The organism is Flavobacterium sp. SH_e, assembly GCF_025717045.1.
In the GTDB taxonomy this organism is placed as follows: Bacteria; Bacteroidota; Bacteroidia; order Flavobacteriales; family Flavobacteriaceae; genus Flavobacterium.
Genome location: NZ_JAOVZN010000008.1, coordinates 221,185 through 247,858, shown reverse-complemented (window position 1 = coordinate 247,858; position 26,674 = coordinate 221,185). Strand labels below are relative to the sequence as shown.

General features: G+C 32.7%; 25 protein-coding genes and 1 pseudogene. 7 read left to right on the top strand and 19 right to left on the bottom strand.

The window, feature by feature from the left end; all coding sequences use genetic code 11:
• On the top strand, positions 1-2,715 hold the full coding sequence (locus OD917_RS19160; RefSeq protein WP_263525027.1) for a DNA gyrase/topoisomerase IV subunit A: 2,715 nt from the start codon (positions 1-3) through the stop codon (positions 2,713-2,715).
• Positions 2,716-2,765: 50 nt separating this feature from the next.
• Here OD917_RS19160 and OD917_RS19155 read toward each other — a convergent pair.
• From OD917_RS19155 to murQ, 12 genes and pseudogenes are all read right to left on the bottom strand, one after another.
• Positions 2,766-3,428 (bottom strand): annotated as a pseudogene (locus OD917_RS19155) (AAA family ATPase); the annotation flags it as partial.
• 156 nt (positions 3,429-3,584) lie between these two features.
• Positions 3,585-5,369 (bottom strand): cytochrome-c peroxidase, encoded by a 1,785-nt coding sequence (locus OD917_RS19150; protein WP_263525026.1) that lies wholly within the window; start codon positions 5,367-5,369, stop codon positions 3,585-3,587.
• 69 nt (positions 5,370-5,438) lie between these two features.
• Positions 5,439-6,917: a PhoX family protein gene (locus OD917_RS19145; RefSeq protein ID WP_263525025.1), complete on the bottom strand. Its 1,479-nt coding sequence runs from the start codon at positions 6,915-6,917 to the stop codon at positions 5,439-5,441.
• Between the two features lie 159 nt (positions 6,918-7,076).
• Positions 7,077-7,706: a PolC-type DNA polymerase III gene (locus OD917_RS19140; protein WP_263525024.1), complete on the bottom strand. Its 630-nt coding sequence runs from the start codon at positions 7,704-7,706 to the stop codon at positions 7,077-7,079.
• A gap of 2 nt (positions 7,707-7,708) precedes the next feature.
• Positions 7,709-9,628, bottom strand: coding sequence for a DUF294 nucleotidyltransferase-like domain-containing protein (locus tag OD917_RS19135; protein ID WP_263525023.1), 1,920 nt, complete (start codon positions 9,626-9,628; stop codon positions 7,709-7,711).
• A 174-nt stretch (positions 9,629-9,802) separates the two neighbouring features.
• Entirely contained in the window at positions 9,803-10,174 is a 372-nt protein-coding gene (locus OD917_RS19130) for a DNA topoisomerase IV (protein WP_263525022.1), read from the bottom strand.
• 92 nt (positions 10,175-10,266) lie between these two features.
• Positions 10,267-10,842: a DUF1572 domain-containing protein gene (locus OD917_RS19125; protein ID WP_263525021.1), complete on the bottom strand. Its 576-nt coding sequence runs from the start codon at positions 10,840-10,842 to the stop codon at positions 10,267-10,269.
• Between the two features lie 2 nt (positions 10,843-10,844).
• On the bottom strand, positions 10,845-11,417 hold the full coding sequence (locus OD917_RS19120) for a pentapeptide repeat-containing protein (protein WP_111286573.1): 573 nt from the start codon (positions 11,415-11,417) through the stop codon (positions 10,845-10,847).
• Positions 11,405-11,719, bottom strand: coding sequence for a type II toxin-antitoxin system RelE/ParE family toxin (locus tag OD917_RS19115; protein ID WP_263525020.1), 315 nt, complete (start codon positions 11,717-11,719; stop codon positions 11,405-11,407). Before OD917_RS19115 ends, OD917_RS19120 begins: the two co-directional genes overlap by 13 nt.
• Positions 11,704-11,934 (bottom strand): hypothetical protein, encoded by a 231-nt coding sequence (locus OD917_RS19110; RefSeq protein WP_263525019.1) that lies wholly within the window; start codon positions 11,932-11,934, stop codon positions 11,704-11,706. Before OD917_RS19110 ends, OD917_RS19115 begins: the two co-directional genes overlap by 16 nt.
• A 27-nt stretch (positions 11,935-11,961) precedes the next feature.
• Entirely contained in the window at positions 11,962-12,183 is a 222-nt protein-coding gene (locus OD917_RS19105; protein ID WP_263525018.1) for a DUF6095 family protein, read from the bottom strand.
• Positions 12,184-12,265: 82 nt separating this feature from the next.
• A complete protein-coding gene (gene murQ / locus OD917_RS19100) occupies positions 12,266-13,078 on the bottom strand; it encodes an N-acetylmuramic acid 6-phosphate etherase (RefSeq protein ID WP_263525017.1) in 813 nt (270 codons plus the stop codon).
• A 562-nt stretch (positions 13,079-13,640) separates the two neighbouring features.
• Between murQ and OD917_RS19095 the strand changes: the two genes are divergently transcribed.
• Together OD917_RS19095 and OD917_RS19090 are read left to right on the top strand one after the other, a co-directional pair.
• Positions 13,641-14,381 (top strand): helix-turn-helix domain-containing protein, encoded by a 741-nt coding sequence (locus OD917_RS19095; RefSeq protein WP_263525015.1) that lies wholly within the window; start codon positions 13,641-13,643, stop codon positions 14,379-14,381.
• 155 nt (positions 14,382-14,536) lie between these two features.
• Positions 14,537-16,924: a TonB-dependent receptor domain-containing protein gene (locus tag OD917_RS19090; protein WP_263525014.1), complete on the top strand. Its 2,388-nt coding sequence runs from the start codon at positions 14,537-14,539 to the stop codon at positions 16,922-16,924.
• A 69-nt stretch (positions 16,925-16,993) separates the two neighbouring features.
• Here OD917_RS19090 and OD917_RS19085 read toward each other — a convergent pair whose 3' ends face one another.
• On the bottom strand, positions 16,994-17,662 hold the full coding sequence (locus OD917_RS19085; protein WP_263525013.1) for a ZIP family metal transporter: 669 nt from the start codon (positions 17,660-17,662) through the stop codon (positions 16,994-16,996).
• An 88-nt stretch (positions 17,663-17,750) separates the two neighbouring features.
• Positions 17,751-18,515, bottom strand: a complete 765-nt coding sequence (locus OD917_RS19080) for a class I SAM-dependent methyltransferase (protein ID WP_263525011.1) — start codon at positions 18,513-18,515, stop codon at positions 17,751-17,753.
• Positions 18,516-18,652: 137 nt separating this feature from the next.
• Between OD917_RS19080 and OD917_RS19075 the strand changes: the two genes are divergently transcribed.
• The 3 genes from OD917_RS19075 (at position 18,653) to OD917_RS19065 (ending at position 20,948) form a co-directional block, all read left to right on the top strand.
• On the top strand, positions 18,653-19,816 hold the full coding sequence (locus tag OD917_RS19075) for a class I SAM-dependent RNA methyltransferase (RefSeq protein WP_263525010.1): 1,164 nt from the start codon (positions 18,653-18,655) through the stop codon (positions 19,814-19,816).
• 188 nt (positions 19,817-20,004) lie between these two features.
• Complete coding sequence (locus tag OD917_RS19070; RefSeq protein WP_111286556.1) at positions 20,005-20,241, top strand: hypothetical protein; 237 nt, start codon at positions 20,005-20,007, stop codon at positions 20,239-20,241.
• Positions 20,242-20,255: 14 nt separating this feature from the next.
• Positions 20,256-20,948, top strand: coding sequence for an aspartate/glutamate racemase family protein (locus OD917_RS19065; RefSeq protein ID WP_263525009.1), 693 nt, complete (start codon positions 20,256-20,258; stop codon positions 20,946-20,948).
• A 140-nt stretch (positions 20,949-21,088) separates the two neighbouring features.
• On the opposite strand, the gene OD917_RS19060 is transcribed toward OD917_RS19065, so the two are convergent.
• The 3 genes from OD917_RS19060 to rlmD are packed head-to-tail and all read right to left on the bottom strand — an operon-like array spanning position 21,089 to position 23,863.
• On the bottom strand, positions 21,089-21,931 hold the full coding sequence (locus OD917_RS19060; protein WP_263525008.1) for a DUF6048 family protein: 843 nt from the start codon (positions 21,929-21,931) through the stop codon (positions 21,089-21,091).
• Positions 21,903-22,442 carry a DUF6452 family protein gene (locus OD917_RS19055; RefSeq protein ID WP_263525007.1) on the bottom strand — a complete coding sequence of 180 codons (540 nt, stop codon included), beginning with the start codon at positions 22,440-22,442 and terminating at the stop codon, positions 21,903-21,905. The genes OD917_RS19060 and OD917_RS19055 overlap by 29 nt, the downstream gene beginning before the upstream one ends.
• Positions 22,443-22,450: 8 nt before the next feature.
• Entirely contained in the window at positions 22,451-23,863 is a 1,413-nt protein-coding gene (rlmD, locus tag OD917_RS19050; protein ID WP_263525006.1) for a 23S rRNA (uracil(1939)-C(5))-methyltransferase RlmD, read from the bottom strand.
• Positions 23,864-24,021: 158 nt separating this feature from the next.
• Between rlmD and OD917_RS19045 the strand changes: the two genes are divergently transcribed.
• On the top strand, positions 24,022-25,071 hold the full coding sequence (locus OD917_RS19045) for a sensor histidine kinase (RefSeq protein WP_263525005.1): 1,050 nt from the start codon (positions 24,022-24,024) through the stop codon (positions 25,069-25,071).
• A gap of 49 nt (positions 25,072-25,120) precedes the next feature.
• Here OD917_RS19045 and OD917_RS19040 read toward each other — a convergent pair whose 3' ends face one another.
• Positions 25,121-25,522, bottom strand: coding sequence for a hypothetical protein (locus OD917_RS19040; protein WP_263525004.1), 402 nt, complete (start codon positions 25,520-25,522; stop codon positions 25,121-25,123).
• A gap of 154 nt (positions 25,523-25,676) precedes the next feature.
• Complete coding sequence (locus OD917_RS19035) at positions 25,677-26,663, bottom strand: aldo/keto reductase (protein WP_263525003.1); 987 nt, start codon at positions 26,661-26,663, stop codon at positions 25,677-25,679.
• Positions 26,664-26,674 lie beyond the last annotated feature (11 nt).

The following is a 26,674-nucleotide window of genomic DNA, read 5'->3' as shown; positions in this document are numbered from 1 at the left end:
ATGAAAGACGAAGAAGACGATAACATAATTCCAAACGACGACGAAAATAATTCAGATGAAAATCTGGATAACATTCAGGATGGCGATGATGATGTAATTGATGGGGAAGGAAAACATTTTGAAGGAGTACATTTTTACGAAAATCAGGAAGAAGAAGGCGAAGACGTTATTACCAAAGTAACCGGAATGTACAAAGACTGGTTTCTGGATTATGCTTCGTACGTAATTCTGGAGCGTGCAGTTCCTGCTATCGAGGACGGATTCAAACCTGTTCAGCGTCGTATTATGCACTCTTTAAAAGAGCTGGATGATGGTCGTTATAATAAAGTTGCCAATGTTGTTGGTCACACGATGCAGTATCATCCACACGGAGATGCTAGTATTGGTGATGCTATGGTGCAGATTGGTCAAAAAGATTTATTGATTGATTGCCAAGGAAACTGGGGAAATATACTAACTGGCGACGGTGCGGCAGCGCCCCGTTATATTGAGGCACGTTTATCGAAATTTGCTTTAGAGGTTTTATATTCTCCAAAAATTACAGAATGGGGACTATCGTATGATGGTAGAAAAGCAGAACCAATTAATCTTCCTGTCAAATTCCCGTTGCTTTTAGCACAAGGGGCTGAAGGTATTGCGGTTGGACTTTCAACAAAAGTTTTGCCTCATAACTTCAATGAATTAATAGACGCTTCGATTAAAATCTTAAAAGGAAAACCATTTACGCTTTATCCTGATTTTATGACGCAGGGTATTGCCGACGTTTCCAACTACAACGACGGAATGCGAGGCGGACGTGTGCGTGTGCGTGCTAAGATTTCGCAATTAGACAAAAATACATTGGTGATTACACAGATTCCGTTTTCTACCAATACATCGAGTTTAATTGACAGTATTTTGAAAGCCAATGAAAAAGGTAAAATCAAAATCAAGAAAATTGAAGATAATACAGCAGCCGATGTTGAGATTTTAATTCATCTTTTCCCAGGTGTTTCACCAGACAAAACAATTGATGCTTTGTTTGCATTTACTGCCTGCGAAACATCTGTTGCGCCTTTAGGATGTGTTATTGAAGATAATAAGCCATTATTTATTGGTGTTTCTCAAATGTTGAGAATTTCAACAGAAAGAACTGTTGATTTGCTAAAACAAGAGCTTGAAATTCAGCTAGAAGAATTAAAAAATAAGTGGCACTTTTCTACTTTGGAGAAAATATTCATTCGTGAAGAAATGTATATTGACTTCAAATTATACGGGGATAGAGAATCATTATACAAATACTTGTATGATAGATTTGAACCTTTTAAGAAATCATTCGTTAGAGAAATTAACGACGATGATTTACAGCGTTTGACTCAAATTCCGATGATTCGTATCACTCGTTTTGATTCTGATAAAGCAGATGAATTGATTTCGAGATTGGAAGAAGAAATGAAAGAAGTAGAGTATAATCTGGAACATTTAACAGATTTTGCAATTGCTTACTTTACAAAATTAAAAGAGAAATACGGAAAAGGACGCGAACGTCAAACAGAACTTCGTGTTTTTGACAACGTGGAAGCGACAAAAGTAGTTTTACGTAACACAAAACTTTACGTGAACCGTGAAGAAGGATTCGTTGGAACGAGTTTAAAGAAAGATGAATACGTAGGAGATTGTTCTGATATTGATGATGTTATCGTGTTTTTAAGAGACGGAACATTGATGATTACAAAAGTCGATGCCAAAACTTTTATCGGAAAAGATATTATACACGCTGCCGTTTTTGATAAAAACGATAAACGCACCATTTATAATATGATGTACCGTGATGGTAAATCTGGGCCATCTTATATCAAACGTTTTAATGTTACTGGTGTAACACGTGATAAAGCGTACGATTTGACAAATGGAACAAACGGTTCTCAAGTAGTTTATTTTTCACATAATCCAAATGGAGAAGCTGAGGTTGTAACGATTTTACTGCGTCAGGTTGGAACAATTAAAAAGCTGAAATTCGATATTGATTTTGCGAAACTAGCAATCAAAGGACGTGGTTCTAAAGGAAACTTAGTAACCAAATATCCAATCAAGAAGATCGAATTAAAAGAAAAAGGAATTTCGACTTTACTTCCAAGAAAAGTTTGGTTTGACGATACCGTAAAACGTTTAAATGTTGATGCAAGAGGAGAATTGCTAGGAGAATTTAAACCGACAGACAAAATCTTAGTAATTAGTCAGTCAGGGAAATTGAAAGTAATTATTCCAGAGTTATCTACGCATTTCGATGAAGACATGATTGTTTTGGAGAAATGGAAACCTAAAAAACCGATTTCTGCAATTTACTATGATGGAGAAAAAGAGCGTTACTTTTTGAAACGTTTCTTGGTTGAAAATGAAGGAAAAGAAGAAAGCTTTATTACAGATCACCCAAATTCTCAATTAGAGATTGTTTCTACAGATTATAGACCTGTAGCACAATTGGTATTTGCGAAAGTAAAAGGCGTTCAAAAAGACGATCTTCATATTGATGTAGAAGACTTTATAGCCGTAAAAGGTTTCAAAGCTCTTGGAAATCAATTGACAACTGATAAATTAAGACAAGTAAATTTATTAGATCCGCTTCCTTATGAAGAGCCTGTTGAAGAAGTTCCTGAAAAACCAGAAATCCCAGAAGACGATCCTGTTGAAACAGAATTAGATGATGATGGCCAAATAGGTTTGGTTTTAGAATAGAAATGAAAAACGCTAAGAAATTAATCTTAGCGTTTTTTTATGGTTTAAATTTATTTTTCAACGGAAGTAAAAGCTTCTTCTTTAACCCATTGCACTTCGTTGTTTTCGATAATCACCTTAATTGTATCTCCATCTTGCACTTCACCAGAAATTATTTTTTTAGCTAGAGGTCTTCTTAAATGAGTTCTGATAATGGTTTTAATAGGTCTAGCTCCATATTTAGCATTATAACCATTTTCAGCAAGATAGAGCTTGGCTTCCATCGGAATCTCTACTTTAATATTGATGTTTTTTAATAAATCCATAAATTCCTTTTTAAGATGGATTTCAAAAATTTTCAATGCATTTTCTTTGCTTATAGGTGCAAAAGGTATGATTTCAGTTAATCTTCCCAAAAATTCAGGTCTGAAATAATTTGCCATAATTTCCATTAAAGAACCTGAAGTTGGAATTTCACCATTGTTAAATGTATTTACGATATGATCTGCACCAATATTCGATGTAAAGAGAATTATGGCATTGGAAAAATCGCCTTCTTTACCTAAGCGATCGTGCAGTTTTCCTTCGTCCATAATCTGTAAAAATACGTCAAAAACGGAAGGATGTGCCTTTTCAATTTCGTCAAATAAAACAATAGAATATGGTTTTTGTCTAATCTTGTTTACTAATAAACCACCTTCTTCATAACCAACATATCCTGGAGGTGCACCATAGAATGGGATTATTTATGCGAGAGCTTTATAAAGAACTTAAAAAATAGGTCATCAAATGTATTTCCTTATCGCCTTTTTATAGAAGAATAAAAAAATGAAAAAACGCCGAAAAAATTAATTTTCGGCGTTTTTATTTAATAGAGTTTTATTTTGGTTTTACTGGTATTTTTTATCCGTGAGCGTTTTCATAAAAGCAACAAGAGCTTTTTCTTCTTTTACCGTTAAATTCAGTTTATCGAAAGGGAGGGTCTGATTTTCTACTTCGTAGCCCAAGCCAATTCCGCCTCCTTTGTTGTAGAAAGTAACTACCTCTTCCAGCGTTTTAAAAACTCCGTTATGCATGTACGGAGCTGTAACAGCCGAATTTCTAACCGTCGGCGTTTTAAAGGCACCAATTAATTGAGGCATTTGATTGTATATATAACGGCCTTTGTCTGAACTTAAAGATTTTCCAGAAACATCACTAGGAGTTCCAATAACTTCGTGTTCGGTTTTGGAATAACTTGGAGGAACCGTTCCGTTAAATAAAGGTGTAAAATGGCAGGTAGCGCATTTTGCTTTTCCCATAAAAAGGTTCATTCCTTCGATTTCCTCATTGTTCAGCACGTTTTTATTTCCTCTCATATATTCATCAAATCTGGAATCAAAAGAGTTTAAAGAGCGTACATAACTCGCAATAGCATTTTGAATCTGCCAAGCTTCAGGTTTTGAGGTTTTTGGAAAGGCTTTTTTGAATAGTTTTACATATTCTTTATCCAGCTGAATTTTAGCATGAATGTTTTCCATCGAGCCGTGCATTTCATCTTTATTCTGAATCACATCTACACTCTGCTTTTCTAAATCCAATTGGCGCATATCCCAAAATTGAGCATTTTGCAGAGAAGCGTAGGTTAGAGTAGGAGTGTTTCGGGGTAAATTCATTCCCGTTAATGAAACATTAGTTTTTAAGCCATCAGTAAAAGCTTTTTCTGGATTATGGCAAGTTGCACAGCTTCGGTCATTGTTTTTTGAAAGACTTGTATCATAAAACAATTTTTCTCCTAAAACTGCTTTTTCTTTAGTATAATTATATTCTTTTGAAAGCACAAAAGCATTTACATCAAAAGCGTCTTTATCAAATAAAGTTTCAATTGTTGGTTTTAGCGGACTGCTCTTCTTTACATTTTTAATGTTTTCTTCTTTCTGAAAAGTTTTCAGTTTTTTCGAAATCGGATTCAAATATTCAGTTATAAAAACGGCACGATTGAAAGCATTGAAATTATTATTTTCAGTGCAGTATTTTTGTGCGTTTTTTGTTAACTCTCTTAATTCAGATACCGATTTATTACCAGCATCAATCTTTTCAAGCGTTTCTGGAATTGAGATTAAACTCTGGCCAGTTTCTGGAATTGAAGACTGCAGAATCGGACTATCAAAACCAGTAATTCCTAAAGCAATAACTCTAAAAACATTCTGCTGCATGGCATCCAAAACATAATCATCGCTAATGGTAATCACTTCAAAAGTGCTTTTGAGCTGTTTAATATTTGATTGAAAAATATTCAACTCTCGTATTAAATCTTCTTTGCTTTTGCTGTCATATTCTGGATAAATCATTTCTTCCATAACCTGAAAACCATGAGGTTCAAAAGATCTGTTTTCTTCTAGTTCCATTTCATCCAAAGCTGGGCCATTCATGAATCTAGCTGTTTCAGGAATGAAATATTCAATTGCCCATTCGACTTTTTTATATGCCAGACGAGATTTTTTAAATTGTTCGACAATTTCTTTTTCTGAAGAATTGCTGGTTACAAGTTTCTGAAATTGAGTAATTTCATTGCTAAGTTTACTTAAATCGACAAGTAATTCTTGTTTAACCGTTGGTTTTGAGGCTTCGCTTTCTTTGCATGAAAAGAAAAAAGAAAGCAGTAGGAATAGAAAAGTAAGATGTTTTAATTTCATAATGGTGTTGTAATAGAAACAACCCTTATCGAAAAATAAGGGTTGTCAATAAGATTTTGGTAGAAATTATTAGCGTTGTACGTTTCTAATAATTACAGTTTGTCCTCCCTCTTTGTTAGTTTGAGTTCCTGAACCGTCAGCATTTTTGAATGCATCGCTCTGCCATGTGTGAGGGTGAATATTTACCGTGAAAGTATCTGGAACACCAATGATGTCTGAAATGTCTTGCATAGCACCAAATTCCCAGCTTCCAAATCTCATTTCGCCAGTTTGGTTATAAAGTGTGTTCCAAGCAACATCTGTTCTTTTGTGGTTCATGTTTAACCAAGCTTTATTTTGTTTTGTAGCGATGTCGTACTGCCAAATGTATGAATCGTGTTTTGCATCGGCATAATAACTGTCACCATCTTCTTGAATATAAACGTAGTTTTCAGTTACACATAAGTTATCAGGATTGATGATTCCAGTTCCAGGAGTACTGTCGCCTTCAACAGCTAATTCTAAAGTTCCTTTTAATGGATTTGAAGCGTCTAATTTCAATTTATAAACTCTTCCCCACATCGTGTAACCTTCAACTGGAGCATTATTTGTCGCCTGACCTGTAGCTGTAAAATATATTTCTCTATTATTGTTCGCGCTTCCTTTTCTGTAGTCTACGTCTTCAACTCTAGAAAAACGAATTGCTTTTAAATCATTAACCGTTGTATTGATTACCGCACCAGTTAAGTTTTTAGCATCTGGAATTTCAACAAATTCAACAGGATAAGAACTATTCAATACTATAGTTTTTTCAACTTGGTTTCCGTCTGTTCTTTTTAATGCATATAATTTTCCGTTGTTCAAATCACCAACCGTGCTTACATACATAATTAATTGCCCTGCACTTACGTGTGAAGTTGCATAAGATTGATCTTCTCCAATCAAAATAACTGTTTTTCCTGGATAAGCTTCTTTTGGTAGCGGAACCGCGTTTTCCATACTTGCTTTTCCTAAAGCTGGCAAAACTCTGTCTTTTCTAGCTTTATCAGAAGTTAATCCTAGCGGATTGATTCCGTGAACCATACTTTCCTGTCCGCTTTCTCCAGCAGTTAAAAACATTGGTCCAAATCCGTGGATTTCTGGTGTCGCCAATGTTGCAGAACACAAACGAGTTAAACCACCAACTCCGTCAACTATATATTCTCCTTTTACAGGTTTAAATGTTTTATCTAAATAAACTCTTGAAACCGATTGTAGAATCTCGTGATTTGTAATCATAATATAGCCATCACCATTTGGATCTTTCATTAATCCGGCTCCATCAGGTTGAGCACCGTAAACAAAAGTAGGCGATTGAGCAAGCACGTCTGTACTAGCAATTAAAGTGCTGATTTTTAAATTTTCGAAACCTGTCATCGCATATACAAATGGCGGTACATTTGAATGCGAAGTAAAATCGATATTAGCGTTTACATTATTCGAAGAATCTTTGTCATCATTTTGACAGCTGATTACAGAAAGACCTGTAATTCCAAGCAAAGTAATTGATTTTAAAAAGTTAGCTTTCATAAGTGTTTTTGTTTTTTTGATTAAAGCAAAGCTATCTTTCAAAAACAAATTACAGGTTATGGCTATTTTTTCTAATTGCTAATATTTATAAGTCTTGTATTACTAAATAGTAAATTCTAGGTTATAAATGTAAATTTAAGACTCTTAAAAAAATCTTAATTACTTAAAAAGCTGATTCAAACTAACTGCTTTTTTCTCCTTTAATTTTTTTACAATTTTAAGAAAAGCAATAGCAGTTATATAGGCATCGCCTAAAGCAGTATGACGATCTTTTTTAGAAATATCAAATTTATCTGCCAAATCATCTAAAGTATAATGGTCTTTTCGTTCAAATAGATGAGACTGAATTAAAGTCTTTTTATATAAATAAGCAGTATCTAAAGTTTTATTTGTTAATTGTGGAAGTCCGTTTCTTTCCAAAGCTTTATTAATCATCGTAATATCAAAAATAGTATGATGAGCAATGATTATTGAATCGCCTAAAAACGCCAAAAACTGCTGCAGAGCCTCTAGTTCGGTCGGTCGTTTAATAAGTAAATCTTTTAAGATTCCATGAATCTGAGCTGTCGATTTATCGTAATGATCTTGTTCTAAATACACTTCAAAACTCTCTTGGACATTAATAATTCCGTTTTGAAGAACTAGCGCTCCAATGCATAAAATGCGGTCATTTTCATAGTCAAAACCAGTAGTTTCGGTATCTAAAACTACAAAACGAGTTTCTTCGATTGTAATATTTTCATCGAATAAATTATTTTCTTCTTTTTTCCAAAAATTGAATAAACTCATTATTATACTAGATTTGAGATGTTAAAACGCACAGAAATAAGCTCTTGAAGTTCTTTGATAGTTTTAAAAGTACGTTTTAGTTTGATTTTTTCCATTTTGGTTAAAGATTCCAATTCGATAAACTGACCAGAATCATGGTGTAAAAGACCTTGTTTGGTTCTGAATTTTAGTAAGGCTTTAAACGAATAAGAACAAGACAAATACAACTCTCTATTATTTGGTTCCAGTTCTGCTAATTTCTCAAAACGCTCTGCCGTATTGCTGATCGATTTTACCGAATGGGATAAAATTAAAAGACGCGCTGCATCGGTTAAAGGCATTAAAGCTCTTCGTTTAATATCAAAATTGTCTTTGTTGGCACCATCTTGCTCAACCAAAAACTGCCTAAAGAAACCAGTAGGAGATGGGCTTTGCAAAGCTCCACTTACTAAATGCATATAAAAAATCGGATTGGCTTTTACATCTTCAAAAATATAATTAGACAATTCGTTAACGATTTCAGAATCACCATAAGTTTTGCTGTAATCAAAGAAAATAAACGAAAGTAAAACCTCATTTTTACCTGGATTTGTAATCCAATGATGTACGTGAGCTTTCCATTCATCCAAACTCATACACCATTTAGGACTTGAAGCCATCATATCGGCAGGGCAGTAATCGTAACCAATTTCAAAAAGACCTTTATTGACAAGTCCAGCAAATTTTAGAAAATAAATTTTAGTTTCGTCTCTAAAAACCTCATTTACATTTTCATAAACAATAGCATTATCCTGATCGGTGTGTAACATTTGTTCGCCTCGACCTTGGCTTCCAAGTGCAAGCCACGCAAATTTTACAGGCGGCGGACTGCTCATTTTTTCGATGCAAATTTCGATAACACGAGTGGTGCAGGCTTCATTCAATTCGGTAATGATTTTGGTAATCAAAGTCATCGGAATATTTTGATCCAGATAACCTTGCAACAGTTGCATAATTCGATTACGAATTGGCTTTATTTCTTTAATTTTTTTAGTTCGTTTTAAAGCTTTTATCAAAACGGCAGGATTATTTCCAAGTGCAACCATTACATCATGTTTGGATAAAATTCCGACTGCTTTGGTATTTACCGTTCCGTCTTTTGTTAAACATAAATGACTGATATTGCTTTTCATCATTGCCATCTGCGCCTCAGTAACCGTCATTTTTTTAGGGTAGGTGATAACGGGTTTTGTCATAATAGTTTCGGCAGTAGTCGTGATTGGGAAATCTCCGGTAACTATTTTATTTCTAAGATCTTTATCTGTCAAAATACCAATTGGAAGCATTTCGTCTACAATCAAAATTGCGCCAACTTTTTTCTTGCTCATGATTTTTGCAATATCCTTAACTGTTGTTGACGGACTGCAGGTTACAATTTTCTTTGAATATTTTATTGGTGCTAAATCAAAAGAATGATTGCTAGAATGAAGATTTTCATTTAATTGATCATCTCCATATAATTTATCCTTGTGAATATCTGAATATGGATTTCGAGTATTAGAAGCATAACTTTCAATCAAAAAATTACCCACATTTCTATTTTCCAGAGCATAAGGTTTAAAAACTGCAATTGGAATAGCGTATAAAATGCTTTCCTCATGTGCTACAGCTTCCATAATATAATTTTCCTGTGCCAACAATGGACGAAGACCAAAAATATCTCCTTCATCGCACATATCTAAAACTGTATTTTTAGTGCTTTTTTTCAAAGCAACAGCACCTTTATGTACCACATAAAAAGAATCGTGTGTTTTGTCGTTTTCGGCAAAAATCACGGCATCTTTTTCTTTATATATAATGGAAATCTGCTCAGAAAGCTTTTCTAGATCTTTCTGATGCAAAAAATTAAATGGAGGATAATTCTTTAAGAAGTCTGCAACTCTCTGTGAAATGGTATTTTTCATTTGGTTAGATTAGAATTTAAAAATACTATTTAAATTAGAAATGTAAAAGAAACACGTTCATTTTTTAGTAGCAAAGTTTTAAAAAATGAGAATAAAAAAACTATGCGATTTAGCCATTTTATAGCATAAAAAAAGCTCCAATTGTGGAGCTTTCACTATTATAAGAAAAAAGTCTTAATCAACTTTATAAACTGTTCCGCGTTGTTTTTCTTCAGAACCAACTAAGCCAAACTCAAAAGTATAAGAATCTTTAGAAGTATTTAAAATTTTCATGCTGATTGCTTTTTCTTCAGCCATGTTTTTTGGGTGTTTCTTTTGTAGCACATATTCGCAGTCACTAACCCAGCGAATTGTTGCGGTATCGGTTTTTCCTTCAAAAGTTTCAATTTCGATATCGTCTTTACGCTCAAAGTAAGTCGTTTTTTTTACTCCGTTTACTTCGGTTTCAAATTTGAATTTTCCTGTTTTAAAATCTTTACAATTGTGTTCTGCATTATAACAAGATACTAAAGCTAGTATCGGAAATAAGAATATAATTTTTTTCATTTTTTATGTTTTAAGCTTTATGCAATAGGCTTTATGCTTAAGGTAGTAAGCAACTCTGTTTATTGCCTAAAGCCTATAACGTGCATCTTGGATCATTTCAATCTTTTTAATTCATCATCGGTAAAGTTCTTAATTTCTTTTTCTTTGGCAAACTTTTCGGCGTTGTAATTTGCAGATTTGTTTTTTGGAATCGATAAACTTTCCCATTCGCTTTTTTTCAGTTGTTTGGCATAAAAAACAATTTGCCCAACATGATATGGATAATGTGCCAATTGACGATTTATGGCTTCTATTACAGTATGTCCTTCATTTCGAATGTAAATAATATCAGAAAGCTGTTCAGGTTTTAAGTTTTCTAAAGCATTTTCAAGACAATTCCAGCCTTTACTCCAGAGTTTTAAAACTTCTTCTTTAGATTGTAAATCATTTTCAAATTCGGCATCACGGTTCCGCCATTCTTTTTCACCATCAGAAGTTAGAAAATCGGTCCAACGCGACAGCATATTACCCGAAATATGCTTTATGATGGTTGCAATACTATTTGTATCTTCATTAACAGCAATAAAAAGCTGTTCAGGTTCAAGCTGATCAATAGCTTTCTCGCCTAATGTTTTATAGTATAAAAACTGTTTTTTGGCACTTTCTAGATAAGATTGATTGGCGCTCATAACTAAACGATTTTAATATCATATTTATCTAATAATCCGACGATTCCTTCAGTAGAAAATTGTGCTTTTTTCATCGGATTAAATTCAGGATCAATTTTGTAATTATAAGCAGTTTTAAAATTGACTGAAGCTAATTGTGTTTCGTTAAATATGGCACCGTCAAGATCGCAATTGTCAAAAACAGAACTTGTTAAATTAGTTCCAATAAAAGTAACTTCGCGAACGGAAGAATTAATGAACTTAGTTTTCGGCATTTTTTTATTCGAAAACAATGCATAATCTAGAACGCAATCTTCGAAATAAACCTGAAATAAGAAATCGTCACATTCGTTAAAAGCAATTCCTAAAAGCTTGCAGTTTTTAAAAGTGACATTCTTTAAACTTGTTCCTGCCAAACTCGTCATAGAGAGATTGCAGTCAATAAATTCGCAATCAAGAAAAGTATTAGAATTGAAATTGCTGTTGGAAAAGTCACAGTTTTTAAAGACACAATCTTCAAACTCGCGATTGTTTATTTTCTTATCAATATAAACAACTTTTTCGAATGTTTTCTGAATGTGAATTAGACTTTCCATGAATGTTTTTTAGGTTTTTGTGCATTGTGACGGACTCGAAGTATATAGATGTTCTCTTTCGTTATTTGATAAGAAATGGAATAATCGTAAACAGAATAAACTCTAAAACTATCATCATTGTTGGTTTTCTGTTTGTCCAGTTTGTAGATTTCTGGTTGTGTTTTAAGAATTTCTGTGCTTTCAAAAATAGTATTAACTACTTTATCAGCAATAGTAATCGATTTACTTTCAAAGAAGATGTAAAAATGAATATCTTCTAACTGGTTCAAAGCATTGCTTGTCCAAATTATTTTCTTCCCCATTTTTTTGCAATTTCTTTGGCTTCATCTTCAGTATAAAAATTGCCTTTTTTAATATCGTCTAAGGCATTTTCAATATCTAAATTATAAGCTGCATCCGAATCAATTGCGGTATTATTTATTGATTGTAAAAGATGTTTAAGTTTTTCAACAAAAGTGGGGTCTTTTACTTTATCAATTTCTTGATGAATCCAGTTTATTTCTGCTTGTATATCCATAACAAAGAATTTTAGTAAAGATACAAATTAGTCATTAAATATACCTTTCATTATGATTTTCAATCCCAAAAAGATCAAAAGCATAGAAGAAAGACAAGCCACAATTCCAATTCCTAAAACAAGATAATGCCAGTTGTTGCCTTGATTCTGAAAAGCATTGTAAATCAACGATGGCCCAAGAAACATCAAAGGCAGAGCGCCTGATAAATATTTCACTCCTTTTTTTAGTAATTCTTTATTTGTTGCCATTTTGTTTTTTGTTTAAAGTTTTCTTTGATTGAAGTTTCAAGTTGTAGTTTGAAACAACATTTTACATTTTACAGAAAACTTTTTACTTATTATAATTATCAACAGCATTTCTCACGCTGCCGTATTTTTTCAATAATTCAGAAGCTTCTTCGTATGAAACAGGAATTTCGCCCATAATCATCTTTATACCGCGATCAACTAGTTTAACGTTGCTTAACTGCATATCGACCATTTTGTTTCCTCTTACTTTTCCCAGCTGAATCATTGCAGCGGTCGAAATCATATTTAAAACCAATTTCTGTGCAGTTCCAGCTTTCATTCGAGAGCTTCCCGTTACAAATTCTGGTCCAACAACGACTTCAATAGGAAATTGAGCCGTTAAAGCCAACGGACTTCCTTCATTGCAAGTAATACAGCCTGTAATAATATTGTTTTGATTGCAAGTTTCTAAACCGCCAATAACATACGGAGTTGTTCCAGAAGCCGCAATTCCGATTACAACATCATTTGAGCTAATGTTATGATTTTGAAGATCAATCCAAGCTTGTGTTGGGTTATCTTCTGCATTTTCTACAGCACGTCTTATGGCCGTATCACCGCCTGCGATAATACCATTTACTAAATCAAAAGGAACTCCAAAAGTTGGCGGACACTCTGAAGCATCAACAACGCCAAGTCGGCCAGATGTTCCTGCACCAATATAGAACAATCTGCCGCCCAGCTTTAGTTTTGTAACTATCTGCGGAATCAAAGCTTCGATTTGTGGCAAAGCTTTTTCAACTGCATAGGGAACAGTTTTGTCTTCTTCATTAATATTGGATAACAATTCATGAACAGACATCTTCTCTAAATGTTCATATTTTGAGGCTTGTTCAGTGGTTTTTGTAAATGTCATTTTATCGTTATTTAGACTCGTCAAAATTAATATATTTTATCTCAATCTTGCAAAGTCTCAGAGATTTAAAATCATTTTTTTTCTTCTATTTTTCTGCATAAAGACGGTTTAAATGTGACTTTGTTACAAAAATGAAAATATTATATTTGTTTAATATTCATAAAGATAAATGGACAAATTAGATTTACTACAGGGAATTGCTCGAATTTCTGTTTTCGTTTCCTTATTAATGGCATTTTTTCTGCTAACCGTTAAAACGGAAAATAAACTCGCAAATCGTCTATTTGCTTTCTTTTTTATTTTTTCTGCTATTGATCTCAGCGGTTTTTTTATGTATTTATACACTGAAGATAATAGAAGCCTAGAGATTTTCAGATCAACTTTTTGCTTATTTGGCATGCCAACATTTTATCTTTATGTATTATCTGTATGTTATTCTGATTTTAGATTAAAATGGAAACATCTAGTTCACGCACTTCCTTTTATAATTGTCAATTTAATTTATATACCGAGAATTTATTTGCGCATTGAAGACGGGAGTTTTATTGGTCCCTTAAATACAATGTCTGAAATCTATTTTATTCAGATTTTAATTGAGTGTCAATATGTTTTCTACATCGTGAGTGTGTTTTTTATCCTGAAGAAATACAAAGAAATATATCTGGAAAATTATACAAATTCTGGGATTTCGACTTATAAATGGCTTTTCCAAATGACGTGCGTTTTTTTGGCAGCACATTCTATTGTCGCTTTAAAAAATGCTTTACGCTATAGCGGTTTCAGAGAAATATTTCTTTGGGCAAATGTACTGGTAGGGACTATAGCTTTGTTCATAACGTGCTGGTTTATAATGAAAGCTTTAAAATATCCAGAACTTTTTAGAGGAGTTAATTCTAAATTGAAATTAACTAAAGAAATTCTGCCCGAGATTGAAAAAGAGTCAGAAGCTGTTAATGAACAAAGCGATTTGATAAATACTCAAATAGCAATATTGAGGCAATATATGACTGAGAAAGAACCATTTCTGGATCCTTCGCTTACTATTCAGGAATTGGCAAATCAGATTAATATTCCAGTTCGCGATTTATCTGTATTGATCAATCACCATATTGATCAGCATTTTTTTGATTTTGTGAATGAATATCGTATCCAAAAAGCCATGAAAATTTTAAAAGATCATTCGAAAAATCAATTAACTGTTCTGGAAATATTATACGAAGTAGGTTTTAATTCTAAATCTTCATTTAATACCTCTTTTAAAAAATACACGAATTTAACGCCGACAGCGTATAGAAATAGTTGAAAATAAGCATTTTGTAAAAAGTCGTACTTCAAACCTAATAAAGTCGAACCAATTTCTTAGTTAGAAAATGGTTCGACTTTTTTTGTCGGTCGCACAGGAATATTTTCTAAGGCAACTTTGCTTCAAATTAATCGAACAAGTTAAAATTAGAAATCATGAAAAAAACACATCTTTTAATCTTTTTAGTATTGCCTTTATTTTGTTTAGCACAATCGACATTAAAATTAAAAGGAAAAATAGTAAGTGAAACTAAGCCTTTAGAATGGGCAGAAGTTTCGATTTTAAATTCAGAAGGAAAAATTATTGATGGAACTACTGCAAAACAAGATGGTTCTTTTGAAATGAATCTTAAAAATGGATTTTATAAAATTCAAATCAGTCTCTTGGGATTTTCTGATTATGAAAAAGAAATTTCATTAGAAAAAGATATTGATCTAAGTATTATTATTCTGAAAGAAACTGCAACCAATTTAGGCGAAGTTGTTATTCAATCTAAAAAGAATACAATCGAGCAGAAAACGGATCGTTTGGTTTATAATCTCGAAAATAATGTCACTACAACTGGCGGCGATGCTTTAAATGCCATTAATACAGCGCCTGGAGTTGTGGTGAAAAATGATGTAATTACAATTTTAGGTAAAGGAACTTCGCGTGTCATGATCGACGGACGTTTGATTGAATTGACAGGAGAGGAATTGAATAATTTTTTGAAATCAATTTCAGCGGCAGATATCAAAAATATTGAAATTATTAGCAATCCGCCAGCGAAATATGAAGCCGATGGAATGGGCGGACTCATTAATATTATCATGAAAAAAGGAGTTCGCAATTCATGGAAAAATTCGACTACAGTTTCTTACGATCAGAATAAATACGGAATTTACACTTTAAGAGATAATTTCTTTTACAACAAAAATAAGTTTAGATTTTCGGCAAGTGTCAATGGAAAAACAGGATATAAGAATGCTAATGAATCGCTCGAAATGTATTTTCCTGATGGTATTTCAACAATGAATGCTGTAACAAAAGTTAAAGATGAAAATCTTTCAGGAAAATTGGCTTTGGATTATAATTTTTCTGAACGCACGACTATTGGTTTTCAGGTTATGAATGACAAATATAATCCAGATTTTGGTTCAGATATTAGAATTGATAAATACAATACTCAAAATGAGCTTGAATATGTTACATTAAATAAAAGCTACACAGACAAAGGTTCTCGTAATCAAATTTATAATGCGCATTTGATTACCAAATTAGATTCTTTAAATAGAAAATTATCTTTTGATGTGGATTATTTTAATTATCATTCAAAATTCGACCGCGATTTTAAGGCAAACAATTATACGCCAGATATGGAATTTGTTGATGTGAACCAATCAGGAAGAAATATTTCGAATCAAGATATTGATAATTTAAGTTTTAAAGCAGATATGGAACATCCGCTTCAGGCGTTGAACTTATCTTACGGAGCAAAAATTAGTTTTACAAATAGCAAAAGCAATATACTTTACTACAATACTATTAGCGGAACTCCAGAATTAGACCCGAACCAGTCAAACCGATTTGAATATACTGAAAATAATCAGGCGATTTACATTAATGGAGATAAAAAAATAAATGAAAAATGGAATCTCCAAATGGGATTACGACTTGAAAATACTCAAACAAACGGATTTTCTGAAACGTTGAATCAAGAAACAATAAATAATTATTTGAAGTTGTTTCCAACCTTGTATGCTTCGTACAAGAAAAACGAAAACAATACTTTTAGTTTAAATTATGGAAAAAGAATCAATAGACCACGGTTTGATTTGCTAAATCCATTTAGGGTTTATATTAATAGTAACAGTTATTCTGAAGGAAATCCGTTTTTGAAGCCTTCGTTTAGCGATAATTTTGAATTGGCTCATTCTTATAAAGAGGTTTTAAGAACAAGCATTTTTGTAAATGCTATTACAAACGGATATGGAGTTGTTTTTACCTCAAATCCAGAAACCAATACGCAGATTGTAACTCGCGAAAACTATTATAAAGGTTTGAGTTATGGTTTAGGAGAAAGTTATTCGGCTAGTTTTGCAGATTGGTGGCAGAGTGAAAATACTTTGTACTTTTTAGGCTCAAAAACCGAATTCATTAAGGATATTAATGCAACGCCATCAAACAGTCTTCAAATTGATTTTACTACAAATAATACTTTTATTTTAGGTAAAAACAGTAAGCTTCAGATCGATTTTAATTACAGCACGCCTTTTAAAAATGGTTTGTATGAAGTAGGATATGTGTCAAGTTTTGATATTGGTTTCAAACAAGATTTGCTTAATAAAACACTACAAATTGCATTTTTGGCAAATGATATTTTTTATAGTTCTTATTTGAAAGATTTTACTTCGGTTGTAAATGGCGTAAAACAGGTTTATACTCAAAATGAAAGTAATCGCTTTGTTCGTTTATCTGTGATTTACAATTTTGGAAATAAAAAGATCAACGTGAAAGAACGCGCTTTTGGAAATCAGGAAGAGAAGAAGAGAGTGGGGAATTAGATAATTAGAAAATGTGCCAATTTAGACAATGAGATAATTTTCTAATTGGCACATTTTCTAATTGACACATTATAAAAAGAATGCCAATAAAATTCCGAGAACGATCATGGAAACTTTGGCAACGTTGAATTTATGTCCTTCGCTACTTTCAAAAATAATCGTAGATGAAATGTGGAATAAAATACCAATTACGATCGCAGTTATTTCGGTATAATAATCGTTTAAAAAAGATAAATATTCTGATGCGATTGTTCCAAGGGGAGTCATAATTGCGAAAACAAGCATGAAGGCAAAAATGGCTTTTTTATTTAAATCGGCATTGATGAAAAATGTTGTTAAGATAACCGCAATAGGCAAGTGATGAATAGCAATTCCGATTGCTAATCCTTTATGATGACTAACCGGAAATCCTTCTAAAAAGGCATGAATACATAAACTGATGAATAAAAGCCACGGGATTTGAGACATTTTTGCATGTCCATGAACGTGTCCATGTTCAGCTCCTTTTGAGAAAAATTCAAGTACAATCTGGAATAAAATTCCAACCATTATAAAGATTCCGATATTATGATTGTGCGATTCATAAACATCAGGAAGTAGATGCATTACGGTTAATGACAGCAAAAAAGAACCGCTGAATGCCAGCAGTAATTTTAAATTGGTTTTGCTTTCTGGTTTTATAAACAAAGCCACAATATATCCTAAAAGTACAGAAAATAAGGGTAATAAATAGTTCATTTGTATTTGTTTAATCGTTGATTTGTTTAATCGGTTAATTGTTTTTGTTTAGCGATTAAACGGTTAAACAATTAAACGATTAACCAATTTATTTAAAAATCATGATTAATCTTTCGCTTTCGGTTTTGTGGAATTTTTTGAGTTTGTAGTCTCCAAAAATGTCTAGAAGGAAAATTCCAGCTTCATCCATTAAGTCCTGAAAGTCTTTCAAAGTTAGTGCTTTTACTTTTTCTGTAAAATGATATTTTCTGCCTTGGTCTTCAAAATCAATTTCTTTGAAAATATGTCCGTCTTCAACATATCTTTTGATATGGAAATCAATTTCATCAACCGTTTTTGTTTCTTCAGGAACAAGATTTTCAATAACGTTTGGCACGTTCATAAAATCGATAACGGCAAAGCCATATTCAGACAAACTTTCTTTGATTGCTTTTAATGTAGTCAGGTTGTCGTCGTCGCTTTCGAAGTAGCCAAAACTAGTAAAAAGATTAAAAATAGCATCGAATTTTTCTTCAAAAGGTTCACGCATATCATGCACTTTAAAGTGAAGTGTTTCGTTACTGTTTTTACTGGCTTCGGCAATGCTATTTTCAGATAAATCTGCTCCTAATACATTATAGCCTAATTGATTTAAATAAATAGAATGGCGTCCTTTTCCGCATGCCAAATCAAGCACTTTTGCCTTTTCGGGCAAGTTAAGATAGTGCGTCAAATTGTCCATGAAAACTTGAGCTTCACGATAATTTCGATCCTTGTAAAGAATGTGATAATATGGCGTATCAAACCATGAAGAATACCAGTTTTGATTGTCGTCTTCTTGATTCGGGATTGATGCGTTATGCTTTTCAGACATTTATTCTATTTCAATTAATTCAAAAGTCCGGCAAATTTAGTGTATTTTTGCCGAAAAATAACTATTTCGCTACTATACGTGTTTATACTAATATAATAAAATGTTATGGCGATTGGCTTTTTTTAATTGAAAAAGAAATGGAAGAAAATTTTAAAATGATTGCCAAATGTTTTTTTGGCTTTGAAGAAATATTAGAAAAAGAATTACGCACACTTGGCGCTCAAGATGTTGAAACGGGGGTGAGAATGGTGAGTTTTAAAGGAGACAAAGGTTTTATGTATAAAGCCAATTTGTCTTTGCGTACTGCACTTAAAGTCCTAAAACCGATTTATTCTTTTAGAGCTAATAATGAGCAGGCCTTGTACAAAGGAATCTCAGGTTTAAACTGGTCTAAATATCTAAATGCGAATCAAACTTTTGTGATTGATAGCACTGTGCATTCGACTTATTTCAATCATTCTGAATTTGTTTCTCAGAAATGTAAAGATGGCATTGTAGATCAGTTTAGAGAAAGAACAGGTCAACGTCCAAGTATTGATAAACAGCATCCAGATTTGCGTATTAATATTCATATTGACAAAGATCAGGTTTCAGTTTCTTTAGATACTTCTGGGGCTTCGCTTCATCAGCGTGGTTATAGAACGGCTACTAATATTGCTCCAATTAATGAGGTTTTGGCAGCTGGAATCCTTTTATTGTCTGGTTGGGATGGACAAAGTCATTTTCTTGATCCAATGTGCGGTTCAGGAACTTTCTTGGCAGAAGCAGCAATGATTGCCTGCAATATTCCAGCAAATATCAACAGAAGAGAATTTGCTTTCGAAAAATGGAAAGATTGGGATAATGATCTATTTGATAAGATTGTAGATAGTTTGATGAAAAAAACTAGAGAATTCCATTACACTATTAAAGGTTATGATAAAGCGCCAAGTGCGGTGAGCAAAGCCAAAGACAATATCAGAAATGCTAATTTAGAAGATTATATTAAAGTTTACGAAGAGAATTTCTTTGATACAGAAAAAGAAACAGAAGGAAAGCTTCATATTGTTTTCAATCCGCCTTATGATGAGCGTTTGGATATTCACATGGAAAAATTCTACGCAAGTATTGGCGACACTTTAAAGAAAAATTATCCAGGAACAAACGCTTGGTTTATTACAGCAAATCTAGAAGCGTTAAAATTCGTTGGATTAAAACCTTCAAGAAAAATCAAACTTTTCAACGGAAGTCTTGAAGCACGTTTGGTAAAATACGAAATGTACGAAGGTAGCAAGAGAACGAAATTTCAGGTTTCTGAATAGGTGCAAAGTAACAAAGGTTCAAAGGGGCAAAGGGAAAATCTTTGTCGATTTGAAAACTTAAACTTTTGCCTTCAAAAGAGTATTAAAAGTATAATTATATTACCTGTTCAAGTTGCAAAGCTTTAAAAGTGCAAAGAAAAACTTTGTCCCTTTGAACCTTTGCAACTTTGAACCTAAAAAATAAAAAAATGTCAAAACTACAACTACGAGCTTTTTTATACCAATTAGCAGCTTTTGCAATCTTATTTCTTGTATTTAGATATTTAATTGCCGCTTACACAGGATTAACAGGAATCTGGATTCCGATGACGGCATTTGTAATTGGTACTATTATAGGGCCTAAATTTCAAGCAGTAAGAACTAAAGACGGCGAAAAGCTTTTTATGAAATGGCTTTTTATAAAAGGAATCAAAGAAATTTCATAATCAAATAAAGAAATATGAGGAAAATTGGACTTATTGGCGGAATCAGCTGGGTTTCTACATCAGATTATTATACTTTAATTAATAAAGGAATAAATGAAAAACTCGGTGGATTAAATTTCTCTGAATGTCTGATTTATTCTTTTAATTATGCGGATATCAAAAAGAATAACGATGCCAACGATTGGGATTCTACTTTTAATTTGCTTTTCAAAGCGGCAGAAGTTTTAAAATCGGGCGGGGCAGAAGCTATTCTTTTATGTGCCAATACAATGCATTTAATTGCAGATAAACTGCAAAAAGCTATTGGACTTCCTCTTATTCATATTGCTGAAGAAACAGCCATTGAAATTCAGAAAAAAGAAATCAAAAAAGTGGGTTTGTTAGGAACTAAATTCACAATGGAATTGGATTTCTTCAAAGATAAACTGGCAGAAAAAGGAATTGAAACCATTATTCCAATTTCAGAAGAAGATAAAGACTTTATTCATTACACTATTTTTGAAGAATTAGGAAGAGGAATAGCCACTGAAGAAACTAAAAAACGCTATTTGGAAATTGCTAACGAATTAATTAAAAATGGAGCAGAAGGAATTATTTTAGGTTGCACAGAAATTCCATTAGTAATAAAAGAAGACGATCTTAATGTTCCTATTTTCGATACGACTTTAATACATACACAAGCAGCAATTAATTTTCAGTTAGCATAAATTTAGGTTCTAAGCTACTAAGATTCTAAGGTTCTAAGTTTTATAGTATTTTAGAATCATAAAAAAAGCGGTAAATTCAACTTGAATTTACCGCTTTTTTTAATCTTAGAATCTTAGGATCTTAGAACTAAAAAAAAATATTATTTCTTCTTAGGTTCTTCTTTTTTTGCTGTTTCAGATGCCATTGTTTTTTTCTTATAAATCGGAATAAAGTAAGAAACAGTATAATTAAATCCAACTCCAAAACTTCCGTCATAAGTTCTGTTGAAACCTGGAATATAAAGGTTTTCAAAATTATTTGGCTCATTATTCATAACCAAAAGTTTAAGCTGGACACCAAAGCCAACAAAAACGTTTTTCACAACTTGAGCCTTTAGACCTAAACCAACTTCAAGCCAGCCAGCAGTAAGACCGCTGTATTTTTGATCAGTTGTTATTGCAGGTAATTCTCCCCAATACGGATTTGGATTATAAATTTTATAACTATGCAATTCTTGATTAAAAGTACTAAAACCACCGCGCATTCCTATCGTGATAAGGTTTTCCATATCCAGCCAGTTTTGGTAGAAATTATAATCGAAACCAGCTTTTACATAGCTTCCAGAAGCCGAAGAAGTTAATCGGTCATCTTCTGTGGTTTTGTCTTCATAACCTAATTCTGCGGCTAAATAATATGTTTTTGTTAATCTCCAATCTCCAACAAATTCAATTCCTTTATAATCTTTATCATAAAGACCACGAGTAAGTTTATACAAATCGACTCCAACACGAAGACCGTAGCGATCTGTTTTTACAACGCTGTCTTTTTGAGTTTCCTGAATTGCTGGTTTTTTTGCAGTTTCTGTTTTTACAGTTTCTGTCTTTGGCTTTTTAGTTACTGTTGTATCCTTATTTTTAGAAACCTCAGGCACATCCTGAGCATAACCTAAAAACATTGAAAACAATAATGAAAGACTAAAAATAAACTTTAATGTGTGTCTCATCTTCAGATTCAATGTTAGGGTTTTCTAAATCAACTTGGGTCATCCAGATACTACCATCTGGATCAGTTTGAACAATAGGAAGAAGGTTTCTTAACTGAAATATAGTTTTAAATCCACATGCTCTGGAAACATATACATTTTGTGTTGTATAATTAAATTTCAACACATCAGTGTTGATGGCAGCAGGATTTGTATTAAAAGCATCGTAAATGAACTTGAAAGTTGACGTACTGTCGTTTACTTTTAACGGAATTGATACCGTACTTCCGTTGGTTACATATCTTAAAGAATCGTCTACTGCAAGACTTTCGTTAAAAACAATTCCCTCTTCCATTCCTTCACCAATAACTTTTAAGTTTTTTACATTTTTAGTTTTCGTTGGACTTGAAATATCATAAAATGTTATTATCAACCTTGGCGTAGTTGGTGTATTTGAATCGCAGATATCATCTTTCTCACAGCTTGACAAGCCGAAGGTGAAGAGCAATAAAATAGAGATTATTTTTTTCATGTATATGTTTATCGAAGTTCTAAAAGTACAACATTTTCAACGTGGTGTGTCTGCGGAAACATATCTACAGGTCGCACACGGGTAACTTTGTATTTTTCATCCATTAAGGCCAAATCACGGGCCTGAGTTGCAGAATTACAGCTTACATAAACGACTCTTTTTGGAGCAATTTTCAAGATTTGTTCAACTACATCTTTGTGCATTCCATCACGAGGTGGATCTGTAATAATAACATCTGGTTTGCCATGTTGCGCTATGAATGCTTCATTAAAGACTACTTTCATGTCTCCAACAAAAAACTCGCAATTGGTAATATTATTGCGTTCTGCGTTGGCTTTAGCATCAATAATGGCTTCAGGAACGCTTTCTACTCCAATTACTTTTTTAGCTTTTTTAGAAACGAATTGAGCAATGGTGCCTGTACCGGTGTATAAATCGTAAACTGTTTCGTTTCCTGTAAGATCAGCAAATTCTCTTGTTATTTTATACAATTCGTAAGCTTGATCAGAATTGGTTTGGTAGAAAGATTTAGCATTAATGCTGAATTTCAAACCTTCCATTTCTTCCAAAATGTAATTTCTTCCTTTGTAAAGAATAACATCTTGATCGTAAATAGTATCATTTGGTTTTCCGTTTACAACATATTGAAGTGAAGTAATTTCAGGGAATTTCTCGTAAAGATGGTCAAGGATTAATTCTCTGTTTTCTTTGTCTTCTTCAAAAAACTGAATTAAAACCATAATCTCGCCTGTAGAAACAGTACGAATCATTACAGTTCTCAACAATCCAGAATGTTCTCTCGGATTGAAAAATGCTAAATTATGTTCGTTTGCAAATGCTCTAATTTCGTTACGAATCGCATTTGAAGGATCTTCTTGTAAATGGCATTTATTGATGTCAAGGATTTTATCCCACATTTTTGGAATATGAAATCCTAAAGCATTTCTATTTCCTAAATCTTCAGTGCTACCAATTTCTTTTTCAGTTAACCATCGGCTGTTAGAAAAAGAAAATTCCATTTTATTTCTATAGAAAAACTGTTTTTCAGAACCTAAAATATCTTCAAATTCTGGAAGTTCAATTTTTCCTATTCTTTGTAAGTGATTTTTAACTTCATTTTGTTTAAATGCAAGCTGTTGGCTGTATTTCATATTTTGCCATTTGCAACCGCCGCATACTCCAAAATGTTCGCAGATTGGATCTACTCTATACTCTGATAATTCGTGAAATTTTACGGCTTTACCTTCGTAGTATGCCTTTCTTTTTTTTAATGTTTGTACGTCCACAACATCTCCAGGTACCACATTCGGAATAAAGATAACTTTTCCGTCAGGTGCTTTGGCTACTGAAACTCCTTTTGCACCAGCATCAAGAACTTGAATTTGATGAAAGACAACTTTGTCTGTATTTTTTCTTCCCATAGCGCAAAAATAAGCCTTTGAAAACTTTTACAAATTTAATTTTAGAAAATTTTTAGAAATTCGTCAAAATATTAGTTTAATTGAGTATAAAACTTAAATTTGTTTTTGTAATAATCCCAATAAAATTGCAGTTTTAACCTATACTTATCATCGTTTTTATGAAGTTGTATCACAAACTCTCACAAATCAGCTTTCTTAAAAAAAGTTATGCTTTCAAATTTTTATTTGTTGCTTTTATTGGAATTCATATTCCATTAATTGGAATTTTATTTTTTGTGTTGTTTTTTGAACATAGTATTTCGTCAACTTCAATTCTTATATTATCATTAATTATGACTTTGCTAGCAACGGCAATAACGCTTTTAGTTTTAAACAGATTGATAAAACCAATTGTGATGGCTTCAAGAGCATTGGACGATTACAGAAATTCTAGAAAACTATCTGTTTTACCAACCGAATATACTGATGAAGCTGGTTTGCTTTTATGCAATATTCAGGAATCTATTTATGAGGCAGAGAGCTTTATTAATGAAAAACAGGACTTAATCTATATGCTTTCGCATGATTTAAAGAATTTTGCGGGAAATCCGCAAGGCTTAGCCAGATTGATTATTAGCGAAGAGCCTTCGGATTCGGTTACAAATCTGGCAGAACTAATCTGCGAATCGACTGATCTTCAGTTTAGATATATCGAAAATTTTATTAAGCTTTTAAAAGAACAAGACGAAATTGTAAAAGTAAACCAAGAGACCAAAACGGTTTTATTTCCGAATATTCTTCCGTTTATTAACGAACAGGTTGAACAGCGATTATTTGATAAAAACATAACGCTGAATTTAGTTTTAGAATGTGTTGAAGCTAAATTGAAAATTGACGAAGGACTTTTGATTCAGGTCTTGGTAAATTTAATCAGTAATGCAGTTAAGTTTTCTTATTTTGACAGCGAAATCAAAGTCAGAATCTTTTCTGAAGATTCAAAATTGGTATTAACCGTAAAAGATAACGGAATTGGTTTTGATAAAAATCAAATCGAAGAATTGTTTAAAAAAATCACCAAAATGAGCCGATTAGGAACTGCAAACGAAGGTTCTACCGGAATTGGATTGTATTTGTGTAAAAAAATCATAGAAAGAAACAAAGGACGATTAACTGCTTCAAGCGACGGTAAAAATAGAGGCGCTGAATTTAGAATTGAATTTGATATTTAAGAATTTAAGGTTACTAAAATTTAATTATAAATTTCAGCAACCTTTTTTATTATGAATTTGGAGAAGTGCTGTATTTTATAACTGGTTTTCCATCTACGCATTTTATATTAGACGGAGTTGGAGTAGGTAATTCCATACAATCATAAAAAATCCCCCATTTTGCATCAAATTTCCCTTTAGCAGCCAGGTATCGATCGATTTTCTTTTGAAGAATAGCAACATCTATCTGTTTATAATACAAAATATATCCTGAACAGTTGGAAGAGCCAAATTTCATGAAAGCCCATTCTTCTGGATTGATACAAGGTTTTGAATTTACTTGTGAATATTCTACAATTTCGTTATACATTTTTTGAAGTCTTGCAGATTCTTCTTCCTGCGTGCTTTCGTCATTGCTGCAAGAGACTAAAAGTAATGATAGAACAAATAATATAAAACTTAATTTTTTCATGATTACTGAATTTGGTGGTTAGTTTTATTATTAGATGTGCTAATAAAGAAAAGGTTGCGTGAAAGTTGTAAGAAATTATTTCCTGCAGAATTTAATCTTTTTAAGATGCTGCAATTATTAAGTAATTCAGCATCTTAAAAGATTATTGAAAGATCTACCAAAGCTGATGAACAGCAGGTTTGATAAGATCGTTGTAGATTTTGTTCATTGCTAAAATCTGTTCCGAAGTTAACTTTGGAGTATCATAAACCGATAAATTTGATAAAACATGATCAGCTTTTGATGCGCCAGGAATGATACAGCTTATTTCATTAAAACTTAAAATCCATTGTAAGGCAATAGGAGCTAAGTTTTGTGTTTCTGGGAAAATTGCTTTTAGAGCTTCAACGGCTTTTAAACCTAATTCGTAATCAATTCCAGAGAATGTTTCGCCTTTATCGAATGCTTCTCCGTTACGATTGAAGTTACGGTGATCCTGAGTGTCAAAAGTTGTTTTTGAATCAAATTTACCTGTTAAGAGTCCGCTTGCTAGAGGAACTCTGGCAATAATTCCGATATCTTTCTTTTTTGCTTCCGAGAAAAATAATTCAGAAGGACGCTGACGAAACAAATTAAAAATAATCTGAACCGTTGTCACATTAGAATATTCGATCGCTTTTAGTGCTTCTTCCACTTTTTCGACACTCACTCCAAGATTAAGAATTTTTCCTTGTTCTTTTAATCGGTCAAAAAGTTCAAAGATTTCTGGACGATAATATACTTCTGTTGGTGGACAGTGTAATTGAATTAAATCCAAAGTTTCTAATCCAGTTCTTCTTAAACTGTCTTCTACAAATTTCTGAAGCACTTTTGGAGAATAGCCTTCATTTACGTGAGGATTAATTTGGCGTCCGCATTTTGTGGCGACAAAAATTCGTTCAGAACGAGAACGAACGACTCTTCCAACAGCAGTTTCGCTTAATCCGTTTTCATAAACATCAGCAGTATCAATAAAGTTTACACCATTATCAATAGCTGTATTCAAAAGGTGATCAGCAGTTTTATCATCAAAACCCGATCCCCATTTTCCACCAACTTGCCAAGTTCCAAGTGAAATTTCAGATATATTAAAGTTTGTTTTTCCTAGTTTTCTGTAGTTCATTTCTTTTTAGG